This is a genomic window from Streptomyces sp. TOM-9, from assembly GCF_056858595.1.
This window is the reverse complement of sequence record NZ_JBXEQB010000001.1, coordinates 1,596,168-1,613,723: the sequence shown is the minus strand read 5'-3', so window position 1 is coordinate 1,613,723 and position 17,556 is coordinate 1,596,168. Positions and strand designations below refer to the sequence as shown.

At 69.2% G+C, this 17,556-nt stretch carries 17 protein-coding genes and 2 pseudogenes; 12 read left to right on the top strand and 7 right to left on the bottom strand.

All coding sequences use genetic code 11. From position 1 onward, the window contains the following. The first annotated feature begins 224 nt into the window (after positions 1-224). Entirely contained in the window at positions 225-2,216 is a 1,992-nt protein-coding gene (dxs, locus tag AC1VWI_RS07550; protein ID WP_499510159.1) for a 1-deoxy-D-xylulose-5-phosphate synthase, read from the top strand. Then, a complete protein-coding gene (locus AC1VWI_RS07545) occupies positions 2,213-3,292 on the top strand; it encodes a tellurite resistance/C4-dicarboxylate transporter family protein (RefSeq protein WP_499510158.1) in 1,080 nt (359 codons plus the stop codon). Before dxs ends, AC1VWI_RS07545 begins: the two co-directional genes overlap by 4 nt. 93 nt (positions 3,293-3,385) lie before the next feature. On the opposite strand, the gene AC1VWI_RS07540 is transcribed toward AC1VWI_RS07545, so the two are convergent. From AC1VWI_RS07540 to AC1VWI_RS07525, 4 genes are all read right to left on the bottom strand, one after another. Next, entirely contained in the window at positions 3,386-4,222 is an 837-nt protein-coding gene (locus AC1VWI_RS07540; RefSeq protein WP_499510157.1) for a GNAT family N-acetyltransferase, read from the bottom strand. After that, positions 4,219-5,127, bottom strand: coding sequence for an alpha/beta fold hydrolase (locus tag AC1VWI_RS07535; protein ID WP_499510156.1), 909 nt, complete (start codon positions 5,125-5,127; stop codon positions 4,219-4,221). The genes AC1VWI_RS07540 and AC1VWI_RS07535 overlap by 4 nt, the downstream gene beginning before the upstream one ends. Positions 5,128-5,162: 35 nt before the next feature. After that, positions 5,163-6,140: an RNA polymerase sigma factor gene (locus AC1VWI_RS07530; protein ID WP_499510155.1), complete on the bottom strand. Its 978-nt coding sequence runs from the start codon at positions 6,138-6,140 to the stop codon at positions 5,163-5,165. 327 nt (positions 6,141-6,467) lie between these two features. After that, positions 6,468-7,364, bottom strand: coding sequence for an aminoglycoside phosphotransferase family protein (locus tag AC1VWI_RS07525; protein WP_499510154.1), 897 nt, complete (start codon positions 7,362-7,364; stop codon positions 6,468-6,470). Positions 7,365-7,541: 177 nt separating this feature from the next. Here AC1VWI_RS07525 and AC1VWI_RS07520 point away from each other — a divergent pair. After that, positions 7,542-8,426, top strand: a pseudogene (locus tag AC1VWI_RS07520) (GNAT family N-acetyltransferase). 171 nt (positions 8,427-8,597) lie between these two features. Here the strand turns inward: AC1VWI_RS07520 and AC1VWI_RS07515 are convergent. Further along, a complete protein-coding gene (locus AC1VWI_RS07515) occupies positions 8,598-8,945 on the bottom strand; it encodes a hypothetical protein (protein WP_499510153.1) in 348 nt (115 codons plus the stop codon). A 231-nt stretch (positions 8,946-9,176) separates the two neighbouring features. On the opposite strand from AC1VWI_RS07515, the gene AC1VWI_RS07510 reads away from it, so the two are divergent. Further along, on the top strand, positions 9,177-9,584 hold the full coding sequence (locus AC1VWI_RS07510; protein WP_499510152.1) for a DUF6416 domain-containing protein: 408 nt from the start codon (positions 9,177-9,179) through the stop codon (positions 9,582-9,584). A 465-nt stretch (positions 9,585-10,049) separates the two neighbouring features. Beyond that, complete coding sequence (locus AC1VWI_RS07505; RefSeq protein WP_499510151.1) at positions 10,050-11,168, top strand: NADAR family protein; 1,119 nt, start codon at positions 10,050-10,052, stop codon at positions 11,166-11,168. A 62-nt stretch (positions 11,169-11,230) separates the two neighbouring features. Here the strand turns inward: AC1VWI_RS07505 and AC1VWI_RS07500 are convergent. Continuing rightward, positions 11,231-11,477: pseudogene (locus AC1VWI_RS07500) on the bottom strand (hypothetical protein); the annotation flags it as partial. A 183-nt stretch (positions 11,478-11,660) separates the two neighbouring features. Here AC1VWI_RS07500 and AC1VWI_RS07495 point away from each other — a divergent pair. Both AC1VWI_RS07495 and AC1VWI_RS07490 read left to right on the top strand, forming a co-directional pair. Next, positions 11,661-12,203, top strand: coding sequence for a helix-turn-helix domain-containing protein (locus AC1VWI_RS07495; RefSeq protein ID WP_499510150.1), 543 nt, complete (start codon positions 11,661-11,663; stop codon positions 12,201-12,203). Further along, positions 12,190-12,522, top strand: a complete 333-nt coding sequence (locus AC1VWI_RS07490) for a DUF1707 SHOCT-like domain-containing protein (protein ID WP_499510149.1) — start codon at positions 12,190-12,192, stop codon at positions 12,520-12,522. The genes AC1VWI_RS07495 and AC1VWI_RS07490 overlap by 14 nt, the downstream gene beginning before the upstream one ends. Positions 12,523-12,768: 246 nt before the next feature. On the opposite strand, the gene AC1VWI_RS07485 is transcribed toward AC1VWI_RS07490, so the two are convergent. Then, a complete protein-coding gene (locus AC1VWI_RS07485) occupies positions 12,769-13,191 on the bottom strand; it encodes a hypothetical protein (protein WP_499510148.1) in 423 nt (140 codons plus the stop codon). A gap of 637 nt (positions 13,192-13,828) precedes the next feature. Between AC1VWI_RS07485 and AC1VWI_RS07480 the strand changes: the two genes are divergently transcribed. The 5 genes from AC1VWI_RS07480 to AC1VWI_RS07460 all read left to right on the top strand — a co-directional run bounded on the left by AC1VWI_RS07480 (position 13,829) and on the right by AC1VWI_RS07460 (position 16,860). Continuing rightward, on the top strand, positions 13,829-14,218 hold the full coding sequence (locus AC1VWI_RS07480) for a transposase (protein ID WP_419249714.1): 390 nt from the start codon (positions 13,829-13,831) through the stop codon (positions 14,216-14,218). 41 nt (positions 14,219-14,259) lie between these two features. After that, the gene (locus AC1VWI_RS07475; protein WP_419249715.1) at positions 14,260-15,243 is read left to right on the top strand and encodes an IS3 family transposase; all 984 of its coding nucleotides are present in this window, start codon (positions 14,260-14,262) and stop codon (positions 15,241-15,243) included. A 670-nt stretch (positions 15,244-15,913) separates the two neighbouring features. After that, complete coding sequence (locus AC1VWI_RS07470; RefSeq protein ID WP_499510147.1) at positions 15,914-16,054, top strand: hypothetical protein; 141 nt, start codon at positions 15,914-15,916, stop codon at positions 16,052-16,054. Then, positions 16,032-16,478, top strand: a complete 447-nt coding sequence (locus AC1VWI_RS07465; RefSeq protein ID WP_499510146.1) for a Ku protein — start codon at positions 16,032-16,034, stop codon at positions 16,476-16,478. Before AC1VWI_RS07470 ends, AC1VWI_RS07465 begins: the two co-directional genes overlap by 23 nt. Beyond that, positions 16,390-16,860 carry a Ku protein gene (locus tag AC1VWI_RS07460; protein WP_499510145.1) on the top strand — a complete coding sequence of 157 codons (471 nt, stop codon included), beginning with the start codon at positions 16,390-16,392 and terminating at the stop codon, positions 16,858-16,860. The genes AC1VWI_RS07465 and AC1VWI_RS07460 overlap by 89 nt, the downstream gene beginning before the upstream one ends. Positions 16,861-17,556: the final 696 nt, after the last annotated feature.

The following is a 17,556-nucleotide window of genomic DNA, read 5'->3' as shown; positions in this document are numbered from 1 at the left end:
GGATCAGGACACCGCGTCGTCCGTGCGCGCTCCGTGACGCGGGGACGGGCGGTCCGGGGCGGCCGCCCGGCCGATGTCCTGATGTGAGGCCGCCGTGGCACGCAGGACTGTCCGTCCCCGTGCCCTCCCGGATCTAGCGTCTCAAGGCGATGGGGCCGCACAGGTCGGTCCGAGCGGCGGGTGCAGCCGCCGACGGCACAGCGGCATCGATGAGGAGCAGCGGCATGAGCCTGCTGGCAGGGATCAACCGGCCCGCGGACCTGAGGGGCCTGAGCCATCCGGAACTGGTCGGGCTCGCCGGGGAGATCCGCGAGTTCCTGATCCGGCACGTCGCGGCCACGGGCGGCCATCTGGGGCCCAACCTCGGCGTGGTGGAGCTGACGCTGGCGCTGCACCGGGTCTTCGACTCCCCGCGTGACCGGTTGCTGTGGGACGTCGGGCACCAGGCGTACGTCCACAAGATCGTGACGGGGCGGGCCGGTGAGTTCACCGGCCTGCGGCAGCGCGGCGGCCTGTCGGGGTACCCCAGCCGGGAGGAGTCCGCGCACGACCACATCGAGCACTCCCACGCGTCGGCGGCCCTGTCGTACGCCGACGGCATGGCCAAGGCCGGACAGCTCGCGGGGGAGGCGGACCGGCACATCGTCGCCGTCGTCGGCGACGGGGCACTCACCGGGGGGCTGGCCTGGGAGGCCCTGAACAACGTCGCGGAGGCCCCCGAACGGCCCGTGGTGATCGTCGTCAACGACAACGGCCGTTCGTACGCACCGACTGTGGGCGGACTCGCGCGGCACCTGACGGCCCTGCGCACCCACGCCGGCTACGAGCGTCTGGCGGGCTGGGGCAAACAGGCCCTCGGCGGTGCCGGAACGCCGGGGCGGGCACTGCACCGCACCCTGCATGCCGCCAAGGAGGGCATCAAGGAGGGGCTGCGTGCGGGCCTGGTGGAGGGCTCCACCGACGCCGTGACGCCGCACTCGCTCTTCGGCGCGCTGGGCCTGCACTACCTCGGGCCGGTCGACGGCCACGACATCCCCGCCCTGGAAGCGGCCCTGGAGCGGGCCAAGGCCCATGGCGCGCCCGTCGTCGTCCACTGCATCACGCGCAAAGGGCTCGGATACGCGCCCGCCGAGGAGGACGAGGAGGACCATCTGCACGGCATCGGCGCCATCGACCCGCAGACCGGGCGCCCGCTGCGGCCCGCCGTTCCGACCTGGTCGGCGGTGTTCGGCCGGGAACTGGTGGAACTGGCGGACGCGCACCCGGAGGTCGTGGCGATCACCGCGGCCATGCCCGGCTCGGTCGGTCTGAACGACTTCGCCGCACGCTATCCGGCACGGTTCTTCGACGTCGGCATCGCCGAGCAGCACGCGGTCGCCTCGGCCGCCGGGATGGCGATGGCGGGACTGCACCCGGTGATCGCCCTGTACGGCACCTTCCTGAACCGCGCACTCGACCAGGTGCTGATGGACCTCGGGCTGCACCGTCTCGGTGCGACCCTCGTCCTCGACCGGTCCGGGGTCACCGGTGACGACGGGCCCAGCCACAACGGTCTGTGGGACCTGGCGATGCTCCAGGCCGTCCCGGGCCTGCGGATCGCGGCTCCCCGTGACGCGCACACGCTGCGGCAGCAGCTGCGGCAGGCCGTCGCGACCACCGACGCGCCGACGGTCCTGCGCTACCCGCGGGGCGCGGTCGGCCCGGCGATCCCGGCGGCCGGTCGGGCCGGTGCGGTCGACGTCCTGCGTGAGGCCCCCGGCACCGGCGGCGTCCTGCTGATCGCCGTCGGGACGATGGCCCCGGTCGCCCTCGAAGCGGCGGAGCTCTGCGCCGAGCGTGGCGTGGAGGTCACCGTGGTGGACCCGCTGTGGGTCAAACCGCTGCCTGGAGAACTGCCCGCCCTCGCCGCCGACCGCGCCCTGGTCGTCACGGTCGAGGACGGCCTGCGTACCGGGGGAGTGGGCACCGCGGTGGGCCAGGCCCTGCAGGATGCCGGCATCCGCACCCCGGTACGTGCCCTGGGCGTGGCCGACGGGTTTCCCCGGCAGGCCACCCGTGCCGAGATCCTCGCGGAAGCGGGCCTGACCGCACAGGCCGTCGCGGACAGCGTCATGGAGGCCCTGGCGCAGGCTGCCGTCACCGTGCCCAAAAGACGACGAAATGCACATACCAGTAAAATGCTGCTGCTGCGTCAGCGGCCGGAGGATGCGTCATGACCAAGATCAGCGGTCGCAGAATCGATGAACAGGCGCCTTCCGGACGCCGCGCGGCCGTCTCCGCCGCGGTGGCCGACCTCAACCCGGGCGCGCTCGCGTTCGTCATGGGCACCGGCATCGTCTCCACGGCCCTGTACGTCAACGGCGCCGGCACCGCCTCCGCCGTACTGCTGTGGGTGGCACTGGCCGGGTTCGCGGTACTGCTGCCCGCCTACGGCTGGCGGCTGCTGCGGCAGCGCGAGCGTTTCGTCGCGGATTTCCTGGGGCCGCGCGCCTTCGCGTTCCTCACCGTCGCCATCTCCGCCAACGTGCTGGCCGCGCGCCTCGCGCCGGAAGGCCACACCGCGGTCGCATGGGCGTTCCTGGCCTTCGGGGCACTGGGGTGGATCGTGCTGGACTACGGCATCCCGCTCGCGCTCATCACCACCCTGAAACGGGGACCCTCGTTCGACCAGGTGAACGGCACCTGGTTCCTGTGGGCGGTGGGATCGGAGTCGGTGGCGGTCGCGGCGGCCGCGCTGGCCCGGGTGACCCCGGGCGCCGTCCTGCCGGTGCTGGCGGTGGTGTGCTGGGCCGTCGGCCTGGTGCAGTACCTGCTGACCGCCGCCATCGTCCTGGCCAGACTGCTGGCCCGGCCGGTCCGGCCGGAAGGCCTCATGACGTCCGTCTGGATCTTCATGGGGGCGGCGGCGATCGCTGTCCTTGCCGCAGTGCGGCTGATGGCACTCCCCGCGGGCAGCACCATGCTGGCGCGCCCACTCCTCGTCGGGTCGTCCGTCGTCCTGTGGTCGTTCTCGAGCTGGCTCATCCCCCTTCTGCTGGCCCTGGGCGTGTGGCGGCACGCGCTGCGCCGCATTCCGCTGCGCTACGACCTCGGCTGGTGGAACCTCGTCTTCCCGGTCGGCATGTACGCCGTCACGACGCACGAACTGGGACGCGCGACCGGGACCTCGTGGATGACGAGCATGGGCCGCTGGGAGGTCTGGATCGCCGCGGCGTTCTGGGTCGTGGTGTTCGCGGCCATGGTCGCCGCCAAGCTCCGGCCCCGCCGTATGTCTCCCCGGACGCTGTCGTAGGCGTGCAGCCGCCGGCCGCACCCCGCCGGCCGCAGACGCCCGCGGTCAGGCTCCGGGCCTGACCGCCGGGCGCCTCCGGCCTTTCCGGTCCGGCTACCCGCCCCACACCCAGGTGACCCGCTCGTAGAGCAGCTCGAACCCGGCGCGCGTCATGTTGTGCAGGGACGTGTTGTGGTCGCCGGGGCCTTCCGCCCCGGTCTCGGCGACGAGCCATCGGCAGCCTGCGTCGTGGGCGGCCCGGGCCCGGGCCGTGAGCAGCGCCGACTGGGCGCCGCGGCCGCGCCACTCCGGCAGCGTCGCCCCGCCGAACATGTCGGCACAGTCACCGTTCACGAAGATGCTGCCGACTGCAACGATCCGTTCGCCCTCCCAAACGGCGTACTGCCGCCAGTCCGGCCTGCCCACGCATGCCGCGGCCATGTCGATCATGGCCGGCGTGCCGAAGCCGAAGGTCGTCATCATCACGGTCGCCCACTCGCGTGCACGGTCACGCTCGACGAGGCCGACCCGCAGGTCCGGGTCGAGCGCGGCGACACCGTCGGCCCCGGCCAGTACGGTCGAGACGTCGCATCCGAGCTTGGCGAAACGGGTGCCCTCGGTGAGGTTCCACTTCTGCGCGGTCGAGGCCCAATCCGACGGCAGCAGGGACGGCGCGATCATGAACGAGCCCTGGGGCACGCCCTGAGCGCGGTAGAAGTCGCACACCTGCTCCACGACGTCCGCCGTGATCGGCTCGGCAGGCCCGAATCCCCCGGCCCGGTTGAAGAAGCGGCTCGGGTCCTCGCGAACGGCCAGCGCCCGCGCCGAGCCGAACTGCTGCGCGCCGATGCCCAGGGTGCTGAGGACGTCCGCGGGCGCGCCGGCCACGAAGTCGCTGTACGCCTTGATCTCGGTCTCTTCGGCCAGGCCGGTCGGCACGGTGGTGCTCACGCTTGGTTCCCCTTGTCGGTGGTGGTGACGAAGTCGAGTACGGCGGCGACGAACCTCTCGGTCTCCTCGACGTGCCCGAAGTGGCCGCTCCCGGTCAGCTCGCACAGCCGTGCGTCCGGCATGCCGGCGTGGATCTCGTACGCGAAGCGGGGAGGGCAGATGAAGTCGTAGGAACCGACGATCACCAGGGCCGGCGCCGCGATCGTGCCGAGCCGGTCCCGTACGTCCCAGTCGGCGGGGAGCCGATTCGGGTCATGGGTGGCCCGCAGGGTGGGCGTGCCGAACTGCGAGACCGTCGCGCGGTAGTCGGCGAAGTAGGCGGGCAGGAGGGTGCCGAGGTAACGCTCCTTCGACGCGTCGTCGACGACCTCCAGCGCCCCCGACATCCGGGCCTCCCACACCCGCCCCGCCTCGGTCGCCTCGGGCCGGTCCGGCCAGCGCTGGACGAACACGGCCATCTCCTTGGACGCCGCCTCCATCAGTTCCGGCCCGTACACGGGCGCGGTGTCGTAGAGGATCAGCCCGTCGAGGCGGTCAGCGTGGTCGAGGCCGAACTGCAGCGCGACGAAACCGCCGTGCGAGTGGCCGAGGACGTAGGCGGACCGCGCCCCGAGGTCGTCGAGTACGGCCGCGGCGAAGCGCGCGTAGCGGGACGTGGAGTAGTCCCCGTCCGGCAGCAGGCCGCTGTCGCCCGACCCGACGGGGTCGAGGTGGACCATGGTCAGATGCGGCTCCAGTGCGGGTATGCGCAGGTACTCAGGGTGCACACCGGGGCCTCCGGAGTGCACGAGGCACACCGGCCCGTCACCCGCGACCCGGTAGACCTGGCGCACGCCGTCGACCATGACGGTGCGCACCTCGGCAGCACGCTCGCCGTGCTCCGCCTCGTGATGGATTGCTTTCATACCCACACGATGCGGTGGGCCCCGGAAAGGTTCGATCAGTCTTCAAGATTGTTTGCGAGGCCGGCCCGGCGGCGGCGCGGGTGGTACAGGCGCAGCCTGTCGTCACGGTTCCGGTCCAGGTGGTGCACCCAGACCACGCTGGGCGGGCAGTGGAACGGATCCTCCGGGGGGCTGATGATGGCCGCCTCCCAGATGACCACCTCGAGACTGGCCACCACGTTCATCAGCTTCTGACGGACGCCGTCGGAGACGTCACGGCGGAAGGAGAACTCCAGGTAGTCGAGGTCCGAGCGCTTGCCGGTCGGCCAGGTCACCTCCAGTCGAGGTGACCGCCACTGCGCCCACGCCGAGGCGAGCTCGCCACGATGGCCCGCCAGCATGGTCTCCTCGGCCAGACAGCGGTGGCGCGCGGTGCGGGAGACGGCGTCGTCGTGCACCTGGTCGCCCATGCTCACCAGTGCACCGGCCAGCTTCGCCCGCGCCTGGCTGAGCCTGCTGCGCACGGTGCCGACGGGGGTGCCGCACAGCAGCGCGATCTCCTCGTAGGAGGTGACGTCCGTGAAGTAGCGCAGCATGGTCACCAACCGCAGCGCCGGTGACAACTTCTCCAGCGCACTCCAGATCCAGTCCTGCAGCACGTGCTCGTCCAGCACGTCCGCCGGGTCGGGCGGACCACCCGAGCGGTCCATGGCGACGAACCCCTCGAGCTCGGCCACCGGCACCGCCGACTTCTTGCGCAGCTGGGCACGGCAGACGTTGCGGACCACCATGCGCAGCCACGGCCCGGCGGCGTCCGGATCCCGCAGATCCCCGATGCGCCGCAGCGCGATGAGCGCCGCCTCCTGCACCGCGTCCTCGGCATCCGGGCTGTGGCCCAGCATGGCGAGGGCGACCGCGTGCATGGTCGCCTGATGCCTGGCGAGCAGCAGCCCCAGGGAACCCGCATCGCCTGCCTGAGCGGCCCGCACCAGCTCGAAGTCCAGCGGCGCCCCGCTCAAGATCAGATCAGTCATATCGTCACCATTGAACCAGAACGCCCTCACGCCCCGGATTCGCCGCCCACGTCTCACAGCCGCCACCCGACCACGCGGGAGCATCCCGCGCTCGGACTACGGAACGGAGACTTCCGCGTCGACACCGCCCCCATGACCACCGGAGCAGCCGTGACCGGGTCGGCGGTTGGAAGAGCCCCGGGCGCTGCGGCGTTCCAGGGCCTCTGACCATGAAGCACGCGGGCGGAATAGTGGACGACGCAAGCGTCGCATCGCCTTCGACAGGGTTCGAAGAAGGAGCCTCGGGACGCTCGGGGCCACCTTGCACGGCCTACGATCGGGGCGACATCACTTCGTCGACTCCAGGATGCGGTCGAGTGTCCGGCGCCCCATTCTGCTCATCGTCGGATTGCTCTCGACGTAGTACCAGACAAGCCCCATCGCCTGTTCGAAGGCCCAGGCCTTGCCGCGCTCCCACTCCAGATCGTCGCAGGCCAGTGTCCGCCGGAGCACTTCCCGTGGGCCCGGTTGCAACAGGTGCCAGGCGCTGACCAGATCCAGCGCCGGGTCGGCCGGGCCGAAGCCACCGGTGTCGAGTACGCCGCTGAGCCGGTCTCCCGCGACCAGTACGTTGCCGGGAATCAGGTCGCCATGGCTCATCACATCGGCAGCCGTGCGTGGCAACTCCCGCAGGTGGCCCCACACTTGGCGCAGCCGGGGCACATCGAGCAGCCCCTTGCTCGCCGCGAAGCACTTCGCCATCCAGTCGTCGTGGTCAGCGAGAACGCCGCCACGGTTCTCGCCGCTGAAACGCCGCCCCCGCGTCTCGGCGCCCCGCAGGGCTGCGATGAAGGCCGCAAGGTCCTCGGCGAAAGCGTCCGACCCGCTCGGGTCGGCATCGAAGGCGACTGTTCCCGGCAGCCATGTCTGGACCGACCACGGCATGGGGCAACCCGCTCCAGGCTTTCCCAGGGCGACGGGTTCCGGAACGGGGAACCGAGACACCTGTGCCAGCTCCGCGCTCGCCTGGGCTTCCCGTTCCAGTACCGCCAGTGCCTCAGCGGCATCGGTCAGACGCAGCGGGAAACGCGCGGAGAGGTCGTCCCCGATGCGGAAGATGGCGTTGACCGTCCCGGTCGACGACTGGAGCCGGATCGCCTTGCCGCTCCACTGAGGGAACTGTTCCTGGATCAGGGCCGCAACGATGTCGGTGGTCACATCCACTTGGTCATCGTGCATGGTCATTCTCGCAGGCCCTTTCCCCAGTCCAATGCGAACGTCGCGTCGCCAGCAGGCCGGATCAACGGAGACGACAGCCAGTATTCATGCGCCAGGGTCCTGATCAACTGAAATTTTCGGGTCCCCAGGCGCTCTTCGGATCAGGAGCGGATGCTCGCCCTGCCGTAGGGGCAGGATGGGCGCATGATCCTTCGCCCCTTGCGCGACACCGACGAGGACGCCGAGGCGATAGCGGTCGTGGCCGCCGCCGCGTTCGGCGCCTCCGATGCCCTGCCCGGTGGCGGCCCGCCCGAGGAGATGCCTCCCGAGCTGGGCGCTCTGCTGCGGCGGCGCAACCGGTACGTCGCGCGTACCGACCCCGGTGGCTGCTGGCTGGCCGTGGACGAGACCTCCGGCATGCCGCTCGGGGTCGCGATGTCGACGCGCCGCGAGGGGACGTGGGGACTGTCGCTCTTCGCCGTGCTGCCCTCCGCGCAGCGGCAGGGGGTCGGGCGCGAACTGCTCGCCGCCGCCCTGGCGTACGGGCGCGGCTGCCTGCGCGGCATCATCTGCAGTTCCCCCGACCCGCGGGCGGCGGCGACCTACCGCCGGGCGGGCTTCGCGCTGCACCCGGCGATGCGCCTGGAAGGCGCCGTCCGCAAGGGCGACCTGCCCGCGCCGGACGGGGCGGTGCACGAGGGCTCGGCCAAGCACCGCGACCTGATGGACTCTGTCGACCGGCGCACCCGGGGCGGCGCCCACGGCCCCTCCCACGACCAACTGCTCACCGAGAGCCGCCTGCTGATCGTCGACGACCTCGCCGGAAGCGGCTACTGCTACATCGACAAATACGGGAACGTACGGCTGCTCGCCGCTACCTCCCGCCGCCTGGCGACCCGGCTGCTCACGGCCGCACTACTGAGCCTGCCCGAGGGCTCCCCGGCACAGGTCGCCAATGTGACGGCCGAGCAGTAGTGGGCCGTGGATGTGGGGCTGACCGCCGGACTGGAACTCAGCACGTCCGGCTGGGTCTGCCTCCGCGGAATGCGGCCACCGGAGCCGTACATCCCCTCGGGATTCTTCGGGTGACGTTGGAGGCACTTGGGGCGCCTACCCTGCCCCAGGCGCTTGAGTTCGTTCGGCGTCAGACCTTGCCGAGGACCGACTTTCGCTCGGTCTCGCCGGCGCCGGCGCCGGTGGCCGCGGCGGGCCGATTGAGCGCCTTACGTTCGGCCAACCCAAGCTGCACCGTCGCCTGACTCACCAGTCACGCCACCGTTCGGTCAACTCCTCCATGTCCTGGCGGGCCAGGAGCGCCGAGACGTCGACACCTTGCTCGACGAGGACGTCATCGATGTACTCGCAGAGGTCCTCTCGCTCGATGGTGCAGTACGCCCCGTGCTTCTCATCGATGACGTTCAGTTGCTGCACGACGCGCTCCACGGCGGCAAGTACGGGCTCGTCGGATGCGCTGCCGAGAGCACGTGCCTCTTCCTCAAATGAGGCCAGCGCGGTGTCGGTGGCCTGCAGCACGCCGGGGGAGTAGAGCTCCGTGGAGTCGCTTCGCGCGACCTCGTCGCGCCATGTCGTGGACGGTCTGGTTGCCATGCGCGGAGACTACTGCCGGCCTCCGACACCGTAGCGTCGGCCTTCCCGGGCCGCTGGACCAGTTGTTAAGAAGGGGCTCTGGGGCCGCGTCCCGTTCTCCTTGATCTGTGGTTCTTCCTCAGCTGAGCTGCTTGCCGGTAGAACTTCGACACGGATGCGACACGCGGTGTCCTGGCGGATCTGTACGGTGCGAACGGCACACACGTGAGGGGTGAACTGTTGGGGGCGGACATGACGGCGTATCTGACCGACGCTGATCCACGATGGGCCAAGCACTCTGGTGAAGAGGGGCACTACGGAGCCTCGGAATGGGGTCCGGAGGACTTGGAGCGCGCCGCGATGTTCTTGGCCGAACTCGCGCCGCAGGCCCGGCGGGTGCTCCAGCACCTGCTGTGCAACCCAGGCCGGATGATCCACTGCACAGAGTTGGTGGACCAGGCCCTGGGCGGGCCGAACGAGAGTGATCCGGCGCGACGCGTGGCAGGGGTGCTGTCCGGGATGAGCAAGGGACACAGCAACAGTGGGCGGCGGCTTCCGTTCTACTGGTGGGAGGCTCCTGAGGGGAGCGCGGGCGCAACGTACGCGGTCCGCCCCTCGGTGGCAGCGGTGTTCCTGGCCGCTCAGCTCAACGCCGCGTGATCTGCACAGCCGCAACTGACCACAGGCGGCCGCGACCTGCGGCTGTCCGAATGATGAGCGTCCTGACCTGCTGCTGAACTGTTGACACTCGTCAGCGTTGGTCATCACTGAGCGCCCTTCCACGGCCCCAGGACGGCCCGGGAGGGCGCTCGCGCGTCAGGGACGACTGCGCTGTAAACCTGGTGGTGGACTTCGGGAAGACGCGCAGGCCTCAGGGCAGATGGGGAGTACCCAGGTGGGTGGGTAACCGCGACCGATGCGCACCGTCGTTGGCCGTGACCGACCGCCCAATGCGGCACGGAAGTGGCACGCCAGCATGGCAGCGGCGCCTTGGGTCGTCGGCGGAGCGAAGTGCCAGTCCACGGCAACGGCGAGCAGGCTTAAAGTCGCAGCAGTCGATGTCAGAGACCTTCTGATCCCTAGCTCTGGCTCGATCAGCCGGTGCGGCTCCGACACAATCACCAGATGATCGGCAACCGGATCACGTATCGCACCGCGGACGGCGTCCGCATACCCGGAACCTGGCGGCACGCCTTCGTCCGCAACGGCCAGTACTTCCTGACCGACCTCTTCATCTATGCCGACGGACTCATCGACTGCTGGGGCCTGAACACCATCGAGGAGTTCGAGGAGAAGCTCCGGACCGGCTGGGTGGCCACGAGCATCCCGGAGGGTGCTCAGGCATCCGCGCACGAGCTGGCGTCCTGGAAGTTCAGCGAGCCCCGAAGTTGGCTCACCCCTGACCTGCTGGTCGCCGAAATCCGCGACACCATCGACAAGCTGAACGGACGGCCTGACTCGACCGGCCGCTGTCTGGCCGCCGTCGACACTTTCCTCGCCGATAGGACAGAGGCAAACCGGGCCGCGGCCCGCACCGCGTTCCTGGCCATCCCCATCTCACAGCGCCGCTACGCGCTGGGCGACATGGACAGCAAGGACTGGCCGCTGCGCGTGCTGGTGGCGGGGCCCGGAGGTGAGACCTACGTGCCGATCGACCCGCCGGTCACACAGGACGCCTACGACAGTGCCCTCGCGTACTTCGAGGACCGGGCCCGCCGGATCGCCGAGCGGCACACCCGCATCCCAGCAGACGGACCGACCGCTCCGCACGCTCCGGCGGTGCATCTGTACCACTCGTATCCGAACAAGCCGATGACCGACCCCGGCCAGGTCGGCCTGCGCAACGACTATCCCGCCCCGATCACCGTCGGGAAGGTCAGCTACCCCTCGGTCGCCCACGCCTACTGGGCCCTGTCGGTCTCTGATCCAGAGGTTCGCGCCGCGATCACGACAGCGGACACCGCCGCGACAGCACGCAAGCTCGCGACCGGGACACCACGCCGCAAGGGCTGGGAACATGCACGCACCGCCGTCATGACCGGCCTGCTGCGCACCAAGTACGACCAGCATCCCGAGCTGGCCGAGATCCTGCTGGCAACGAGGGACGCCACCTTGATCTACAGCGATGCGGACTCGGCCTTCTGGGGTGACAACGCCGGCCGAGGTCGCAACTGGACGGGCCGTCTCCTCGAACTTGTCCGCTCCGAACTGCACATGCGGCAGGACGGCATTCTCGGGTTGTGATCGAACGGGGGGTGCGCCCCTCGTCGGTCCGCCAAGCCTCGTTGAGGCTGACCAAACGTCAGTCAGATCGTTCGGCGGTACGCACCCAGTTGGGAAGACAAGGTACGTGCCCGTTGGCTGGCCCCGGTGGTTCTACGTTGCCACGGGTCGGCGTCCGTGCCCGCGATTCCCCGCTGTTCCTCCTTGGTAGCTGGATCGGTGCTGCTTGAGCCGGTTGATGGCCCGTTCGACGGTGTTGCGTTGCTTGTACCGGTCCTCGTCGAAGCCGGGTGGTCGTCCGCCACGTGAGCCTTTGCGCAGGCGGGCGACCTGGCTTGTCATCCGGTGTATCCCCTCTCCGTCTGCCGAGGATTCGGCGTGCACCTCTTGCGAACTGCTGCTGTAGGGCGGATCGTTGTAAAGAATTCCAATGGCTGGAGTCATCTTCAACATGTGGATCGATGGTCAATGAGTGCGCAGGATTCCTCCCCCTCATCCCGGCGGTGGCATGGAGTGCACAGGGCGCTGGCGGACCCCCGGCGTATCCGGCTGTTGGAGGCGATGTGGGAGATGCCGCGCTCTGCTCGCGAACTTGCCGGCTGCATCGGGTTGCCAGTTGATCGGCTCTACTACCACCTTGGCCAGTTGGAGCGCGCTGGGCTCATCGAGATCGCCGAATACCGGCCGGTGGCCGGCGGCAAAGTCGAACGGGTCTATGCCCCTGCGGTCAACGAGCCACCTGCGGATGGTGCGACTCCGGAAGAGCAGGCGGCGTTCCTCGGCTCCATGCTCGACGCGACCCGGGCCGACATCAACGCCGCATGCCAGGCCAGACAAGTTGGCCGGCGGAGGGAGGTCGACCTCCATCGCGGTGCCCTGCGGCTTACCGACGAGGCACTTGCCGAGCTACGCGGACACATTGATGAGCTTGCCTCTCGGTTCGGAAACCACGACGCACCCGGCGTCTGGACCCGAGTCGTCGTCGCGGTGATCGACCTGCACGATCGTCCATCCGGCAACGCGCCATCGCCTGGAGGCCAAGATGACCCACGCTGAAGAATCTCAAGACCGGCCTGCGCTCAAAATCTCGGATCCGGAGCGCGATGATGCCGTGGAGCGACTGAAAGACCACTACGCGGCCGGCCGACTGACCCTGTCCGAGCTTGAAGAACGCGTGGCCGAGGCCTACCAGGCAGCCACCGCCGCGCAACTCGGCGCCATCACCGCCGATCTACCGGCGGAGGTGAAGGCATCCGGCCGGGCTTCGGCCGAAACGGACTCAAAGGTACTGATCCTACTGCTGTGCTTCTGCCCACCGGCGGCCCTCGCCTACTGGCTCATCACCCGCAGTCCTGCCCGCCGACACGACTCGTAGCTGCAACGACGCCCCTCGATCCGTAGCTCCATGTAGATCGGTCGCGGACGGTCATTCCGGCGGTGCTGCTGCTCTAGGAGGACGCCAAAGGACGGGATTGGTCGCTGTGGTTGCTGTACTTCAGTGCGGTACGCCGATCCATGTCAGGGTGCGGGACGAGCGGGCGTACGCCAACCTGTACGCCGACAACAGCGCGCAACTGCGAACAGGACGGTCGGCGGTGCTGCTTGTCCGATGGGGGTGGCGTCAGAGCTTCAGCGGCCCGTGGGTGCCCGCGTGGAAAGTGAAGACGGTCGGCGCGGCGTCGAATTCCTCGCGGAAGTGCCCGCCGTAGCCAGGTTCTTCGACGTGAGGTGCGAGCAGGTCCAGGATGGGGACGAGGTCAGCCATCATGTCGTCGAGCCAGAGGTTGCGGCTGAACAGCCCCCAGACGTGGCGCTCACCACTGGCCGTGAAGCCCCAGGACTGGCGCCGTAGGGACGCGAAATCACCTCCGGGCAGGCGGCTGTCCGGATCCGAGGAGAGCAGTGGATATGTGTGCTCCTCCCCGTCGAGTCCTGCCGGGCGTTCAGGGGTCAGGCCGAGGTGCCATCGCAGGGCGTCCAGGACCGCATCAGGCGTGTCGTCGCGGAGGAGGCAGGCGAAGACGACTTCGTAGTGGAGGCTCACGGAGCCGTATTCTGCCCGGTACGACCGACAGGCCCGGAGTGTTGCGCTTGCCGCAGCACAGGAGCGGATGGACGTGAAAACCGTCGTGGCAGCGATGTCACCGTGGGTTCACATCCCACACTCTTCGCACTAGGCCGGCGAAGGCGTTGGACACAAGGCGGGCTCCAAGACACGGGGCGCCGCTTCTACGTGCACGATGGCACCGTGCTCCACCCGGTTCCCCACCTGATCGGGCACGCCGAGGCGCACGGAGTCGGCCGTGCTGCCCGTCTAGATGGCCAGTAGCGCGGCGAGCAACGAAGCCGCCATTGCGGAGAAGAGCCGTGGCTTTCTCCAGCCCGGTCCGGAAGCCGGGCGGGTCAGTTCCCACATGCCCACCAGTCCGCCACCGAGGCTCAATGCGTCCCGCAGCAGGAAAACGGCGGTATGCACAAGGTCCTCCAGTGGCTTCGAACGGACGGGAAGGCTACCTCTTGCGGCGGTCGCGAGATTCGCCGGGGCCCCAGTTCGCAAGACAAGGTACGCGCAGGTTCGCTGCCCCTGGTCGCGGTACGGGTGCCCCCTCTCTGACAGCCTCGGCTGAGACACCCGGTTTATCGGGTTAGTCTGGATGGGCGAGACAGGAGATCCCTTCAGCATGGCCAGCACGACCCCGATACCCGCCGGTGACGATCCGGCGCCGAAGCCGAAGCGGCGGACGTTTTCCGCGGAGTACAAGCTGCGGATCGTTGCCGAGTACGACGCCGCCCCGGCCGGGGAGAAAGGCGCGATCCTGCGCCGTGAGCGGCTGTACCACTCGCACATCATCGAGTGGCGCCAGGCCCGCGAGGCCGGCGCCCTGGATGCCCTGGCCGACCGGCGGACCTCGGCGGTGCGGCCGAAGAAGGCGGCCGAGCAGGCCGAGCTGGAACGGCTGCGCAAGAAGGTCGCACGACTGGAGAAGGACCTGGCCCGCCGGGACGCGGCCCTGGAAGTCATGGGAAAAGCCAACGCGCTCTTGGAACTGCTCTCCGAGAGCGCGGACTGAAGCACGCCGCCGCGCCCCTGATCGACGAAGCGTTCACGGGTGTGCAGGGCCAGTTGGGGACCACAGCAGCCTGCCGGCTGACCGGGCGCTCACGCGCCACCCACTACCGTCACATCAACCCCAAGCCGAAGCCCGCACCGTCCCCAAGACCCACGCCCGCCTCGGCCCTCTCGCCGGCCGAACGGGCAGAGATCCTGGCGCTGTTGAACCGGCCGGAGTACGTAGACCTGCCGCCCGCGCAGGTCTGGGCGCGTGAGCTGGACGCGGGGAACTACTGGTGCTCGGAGCGGACGATGTACCGGATCCTGTCCGCCGCCGGGCAGAACGGCGAACGCCGCCGCCAGGCCACCCACCCGCCCAGGACGATCCCCGAGCTGACGGCGACCGGCCCCTCGCAGGTCTTCACCTGGGACATCACGAAGCTGCCCGGCCCGGACAAGGGCATCTGGTACCACGCCTACGTGATCATCGACATCTTCAGCCGCTACATCGTCGGCCACACCGTCGAGCGGGCCGAAACGGCTGAGCGGGCGGAGGAGTTGATCCGCGAGACGATCGAGCGCAACGGCATCGTGCCAGAGACCGTGCACGCAGACCGCGGCACCTCGATGACCAGCAAGAAGGTGTCCCAACTGCTGATCGACCTCGGCATCACCAGGAGCCACTCGCGCCCCAGGGTCAGCAACGACAACCCATACTCGGAAAGCCAGTTCAGGACCACGAAGTACACCGCCGACTACCCAGAACGGTTCGATTCGCTGGCCCATGCCCGGGAGTGGATGGACGCCTTCATCACCTACTACAACCACGACCACAGACACTCCGGGATCGGCCTGCACACCCCCGCCTCCGTCCACTTCGGCACTGCAGAGGAGGTCCGCGACCAGCGGGCCACCGCTCTCGCCGAGGCATACGAACGCCACCCCGAACGCTTCGCCCGCCGACCAAGACCACCCGAGATACCCGGCCAGGTCTGGATCAACGACCCGGCGAAACGAAGGCAACCCGAACCACAAGGTTCATAGCACCGCGAACGTCTCATTTGACTTGACAACTACCGGCCTGGGGGCGGTGTTCGCGCCCGGGATTCCCCGCTGTTCCCCGCAGCGGCTGATGAACGTACGAGACAGGCCCCCGGCGCTACTCAGCGTCGGAGGCCCGGCTCTCGGCCAAGGGGGGCGTCGGGGTGGAGGTGAAGAACCCTCATGCACCGGCCCGATCCTCATCCCCACGAGCCGCGGCTGCCAGCCGGGGACCCGGGCAGGCGACAGGGGTGCCCCCGGGAGTACCCCGATCGGGTGCCGGCGGGCATCGGGCTTGGCTGGGCCTGCCCGCATCCATTGAGTCGAACGCGTGCGCGAGTTGCGTGATGCGGTGGAGGTGCCGCACCGGGAGTCCGGGGAACCTCCCGTGTACGTCGAGCCCGTCCCGGAGTACCGCCGGCAGGGCGTGGGCTTGCAGCTCGACGGCCGCCTGTACCGCGGTGCGGTGACCGAGCGCCGCGAGCCCCCCCGACGGCAGGGTGGCCGTGCACGTGCTGCTGTGGCCTGCGCTGCCGAAGCAGCTCCTCGACGGGGACGTGGTCCGCATCCGCCGGGCGACGTCCCGCCGGACCGGATCCCGAAGTACGAGAGCCTCGAGCCGGGACTGCGGCCGCGGGTTCAGGTCCGCGTGGGCGGCCAGTGGCATGACGGCGTGGTCTGGCACAAGATCCGGTACCGGGACGGGCGGCACGCGGTCCAGGTGAAGGTGGCGTTCCTGGAGGGCGACGGCTTCCCTGTCGTGTACTGGCGCACCTACTGGTGGAACCCGGATGCCATCCGCCTCGTCCGCTGATCAAGGGCTGAGGAGAGTGAGCGGGCCCGCCAGCCAGGGCGGAGGCCGACGGGCCCGCCGTATCAGGATGCGCCGGAACGGGCTCCAGAGCGCGCTGGAGACCCGGCCACAGCCAGGCTCGCGGGCACGTCGTGATCACTGTTCCGGAGTAGCCCACCGGGCATCGAACTGCCCCGTCACTCACGCTGTCGGCATGCACGCGATCTGGACTGGCTACGTGAGCTTCGGCCTGGTCACCCTTCCCATCCACCTCTACTCGGCCACTGAAGAGCACGGCACCGGATTCCACCAGGTCCACGCGAGCGACGGAGCCCGCATCCGGAACCGGAGGGTCTGTGAGCACGAGGACGTGGAGGGTTCCGCAGTCGGAGATCGCGAGCGGCTGGGAGCGCCCCGACGGACGCACCGTCGTGCTCCTCGATGAGGACCTGGCCGCGCTCCCCCTTCCGACCAAGCGCACCGTCGACGTCCTCGGCTTCGTCGACGAGCGCGATGTCGATCCGGTGCTCTACTCCCGTCCCTATTGGGTCGGAGCGCTGCTGTGGCCGGAGGAGATCCGCGAACCAGATGACCTGTCCCTGGCGGCGCCGGTGACCGAGCGGGAGCTGGAGCTCGCAGAACTGCTGATGGACCAGCTCGCAGGGGTCAATATCGGAGAGCTACACGACGATCACGCGGCGGCGCTTGAGCAATTGGTGGTCGCGAAGATGACCGGCGCGGGGCTGCAGGAGCCGAAAGACCGGGTACCGACCGTGGATCTGATGGCGGCGCTGGACGAGAGCATCCGGCAGGCGGGCAAACGCTAGCGGGGTCCCTGCGGTACGCCGAGTGCCCTGTGCCCTTCTGCCTCTGCGTCGCGCCTCACCAATTCGTTCACGGCAGCATGTGCGCCGCCACGTTTCTGCTGCAGCGGGCCCAGGCCATGCGTCCCGCCCCCGCCGAAGTCCCCACGTATACGGCGCCGTTGCCGTCATCCTGCCGTCAGGGGTCTAGGCAGACGGGCATGTCACCGATGCCGATTGCGCTCCGAAGGGGTCCCTGTCCTGGGCACGCCGCTGAGGCCGAACCCGAGCCGGCCGATCCCCGAGGCGCGGCTCCACTCCGTCTCGGCGTGCTTATGCCGGCGCCGTCAAGCACGGCAGAGCAGTAGGCCTTGGCCAGCGGACTGCTGTGCCCGCTTGATGCCCGGAACGTCGGCAGAAGACAACCCGCGGTGCCCGGATTCCCGCCTGCCGGGCCTGGCCCAATGCCCCCGGTTGCGCGGAGACGCCACCAGCAGAGTGAACCAGGCGCGTCCCATAACTCCTTTGGCTCTCCGCGCATATGCCCTTTATTGGATCATTGCTAGCTTTTGGCTGGTGAGCGGCTGATTGTCGCCTCCTTCGGTGAGCACTTGCTCGCCGGCCCCCTTTGGTCTGGGACCGCTGATTTGGCACACGACTGAGGTTCGACGACCGGAGCTCACTACCCACGTTCGAAGTCCCCCTCGCAGGGGTGGCCGG

What these genes read in the sequence shown, in the direction of transcription:
- dxs (WP_499510159.1), top strand. Translation starts at nt 225, where the DNA reads ATGAGCCTGCTGGCAGGGATCAACCGGCCCGCGGACCTGAGGGGCCTG.
- AC1VWI_RS07545 (WP_499510158.1), top strand. Translation starts at nt 2,213, where the DNA reads ATGACCAAGATCAGCGGTCGCAGAATCGATGAACAGGCGCCTTCCGGA.
- AC1VWI_RS07535 (WP_499510156.1), bottom strand. Translation starts at nt 5,127, where the DNA reads ATGAAAGCAATCCATCACGAGGCGGAGCACGGCGAGCGTGCTGCCGAG.
- AC1VWI_RS07530 (WP_499510155.1), bottom strand. Translation starts at nt 6,140, where the DNA reads ATGACTGATCTGATCTTGAGCGGGGCGCCGCTGGACTTCGAGCTGGTG.
- AC1VWI_RS07525 (WP_499510154.1), bottom strand. Translation starts at nt 7,364, where the DNA reads ATGACCATGCACGATGACCAAGTGGATGTGACCACCGACATCGTTGCG.
- AC1VWI_RS07515 (WP_499510153.1), bottom strand. Translation starts at nt 8,945, where the DNA reads ATGGCAACCAGACCGTCCACGACATGGCGCGACGAGGTCGCGCGAAGC.
- AC1VWI_RS07510 (WP_499510152.1), top strand. Translation starts at nt 9,177, where the DNA reads ATGACGGCGTATCTGACCGACGCTGATCCACGATGGGCCAAGCACTCT.
- AC1VWI_RS07505 (WP_499510151.1), top strand. Translation starts at nt 10,050, where the DNA reads ATGATCGGCAACCGGATCACGTATCGCACCGCGGACGGCGTCCGCATA.
- AC1VWI_RS07490 (WP_499510149.1), top strand. Translation starts at nt 12,190, where the DNA reads ATGACCCACGCTGAAGAATCTCAAGACCGGCCTGCGCTCAAAATCTCG.
- AC1VWI_RS07480 (WP_419249714.1), top strand. Translation starts at nt 13,829, where the DNA reads ATGGCCAGCACGACCCCGATACCCGCCGGTGACGATCCGGCGCCGAAG.
- AC1VWI_RS07465 (WP_499510146.1), top strand. Translation starts at nt 16,032, where the DNA reads ATGCCATCCGCCTCGTCCGCTGATCAAGGGCTGAGGAGAGTGAGCGGG.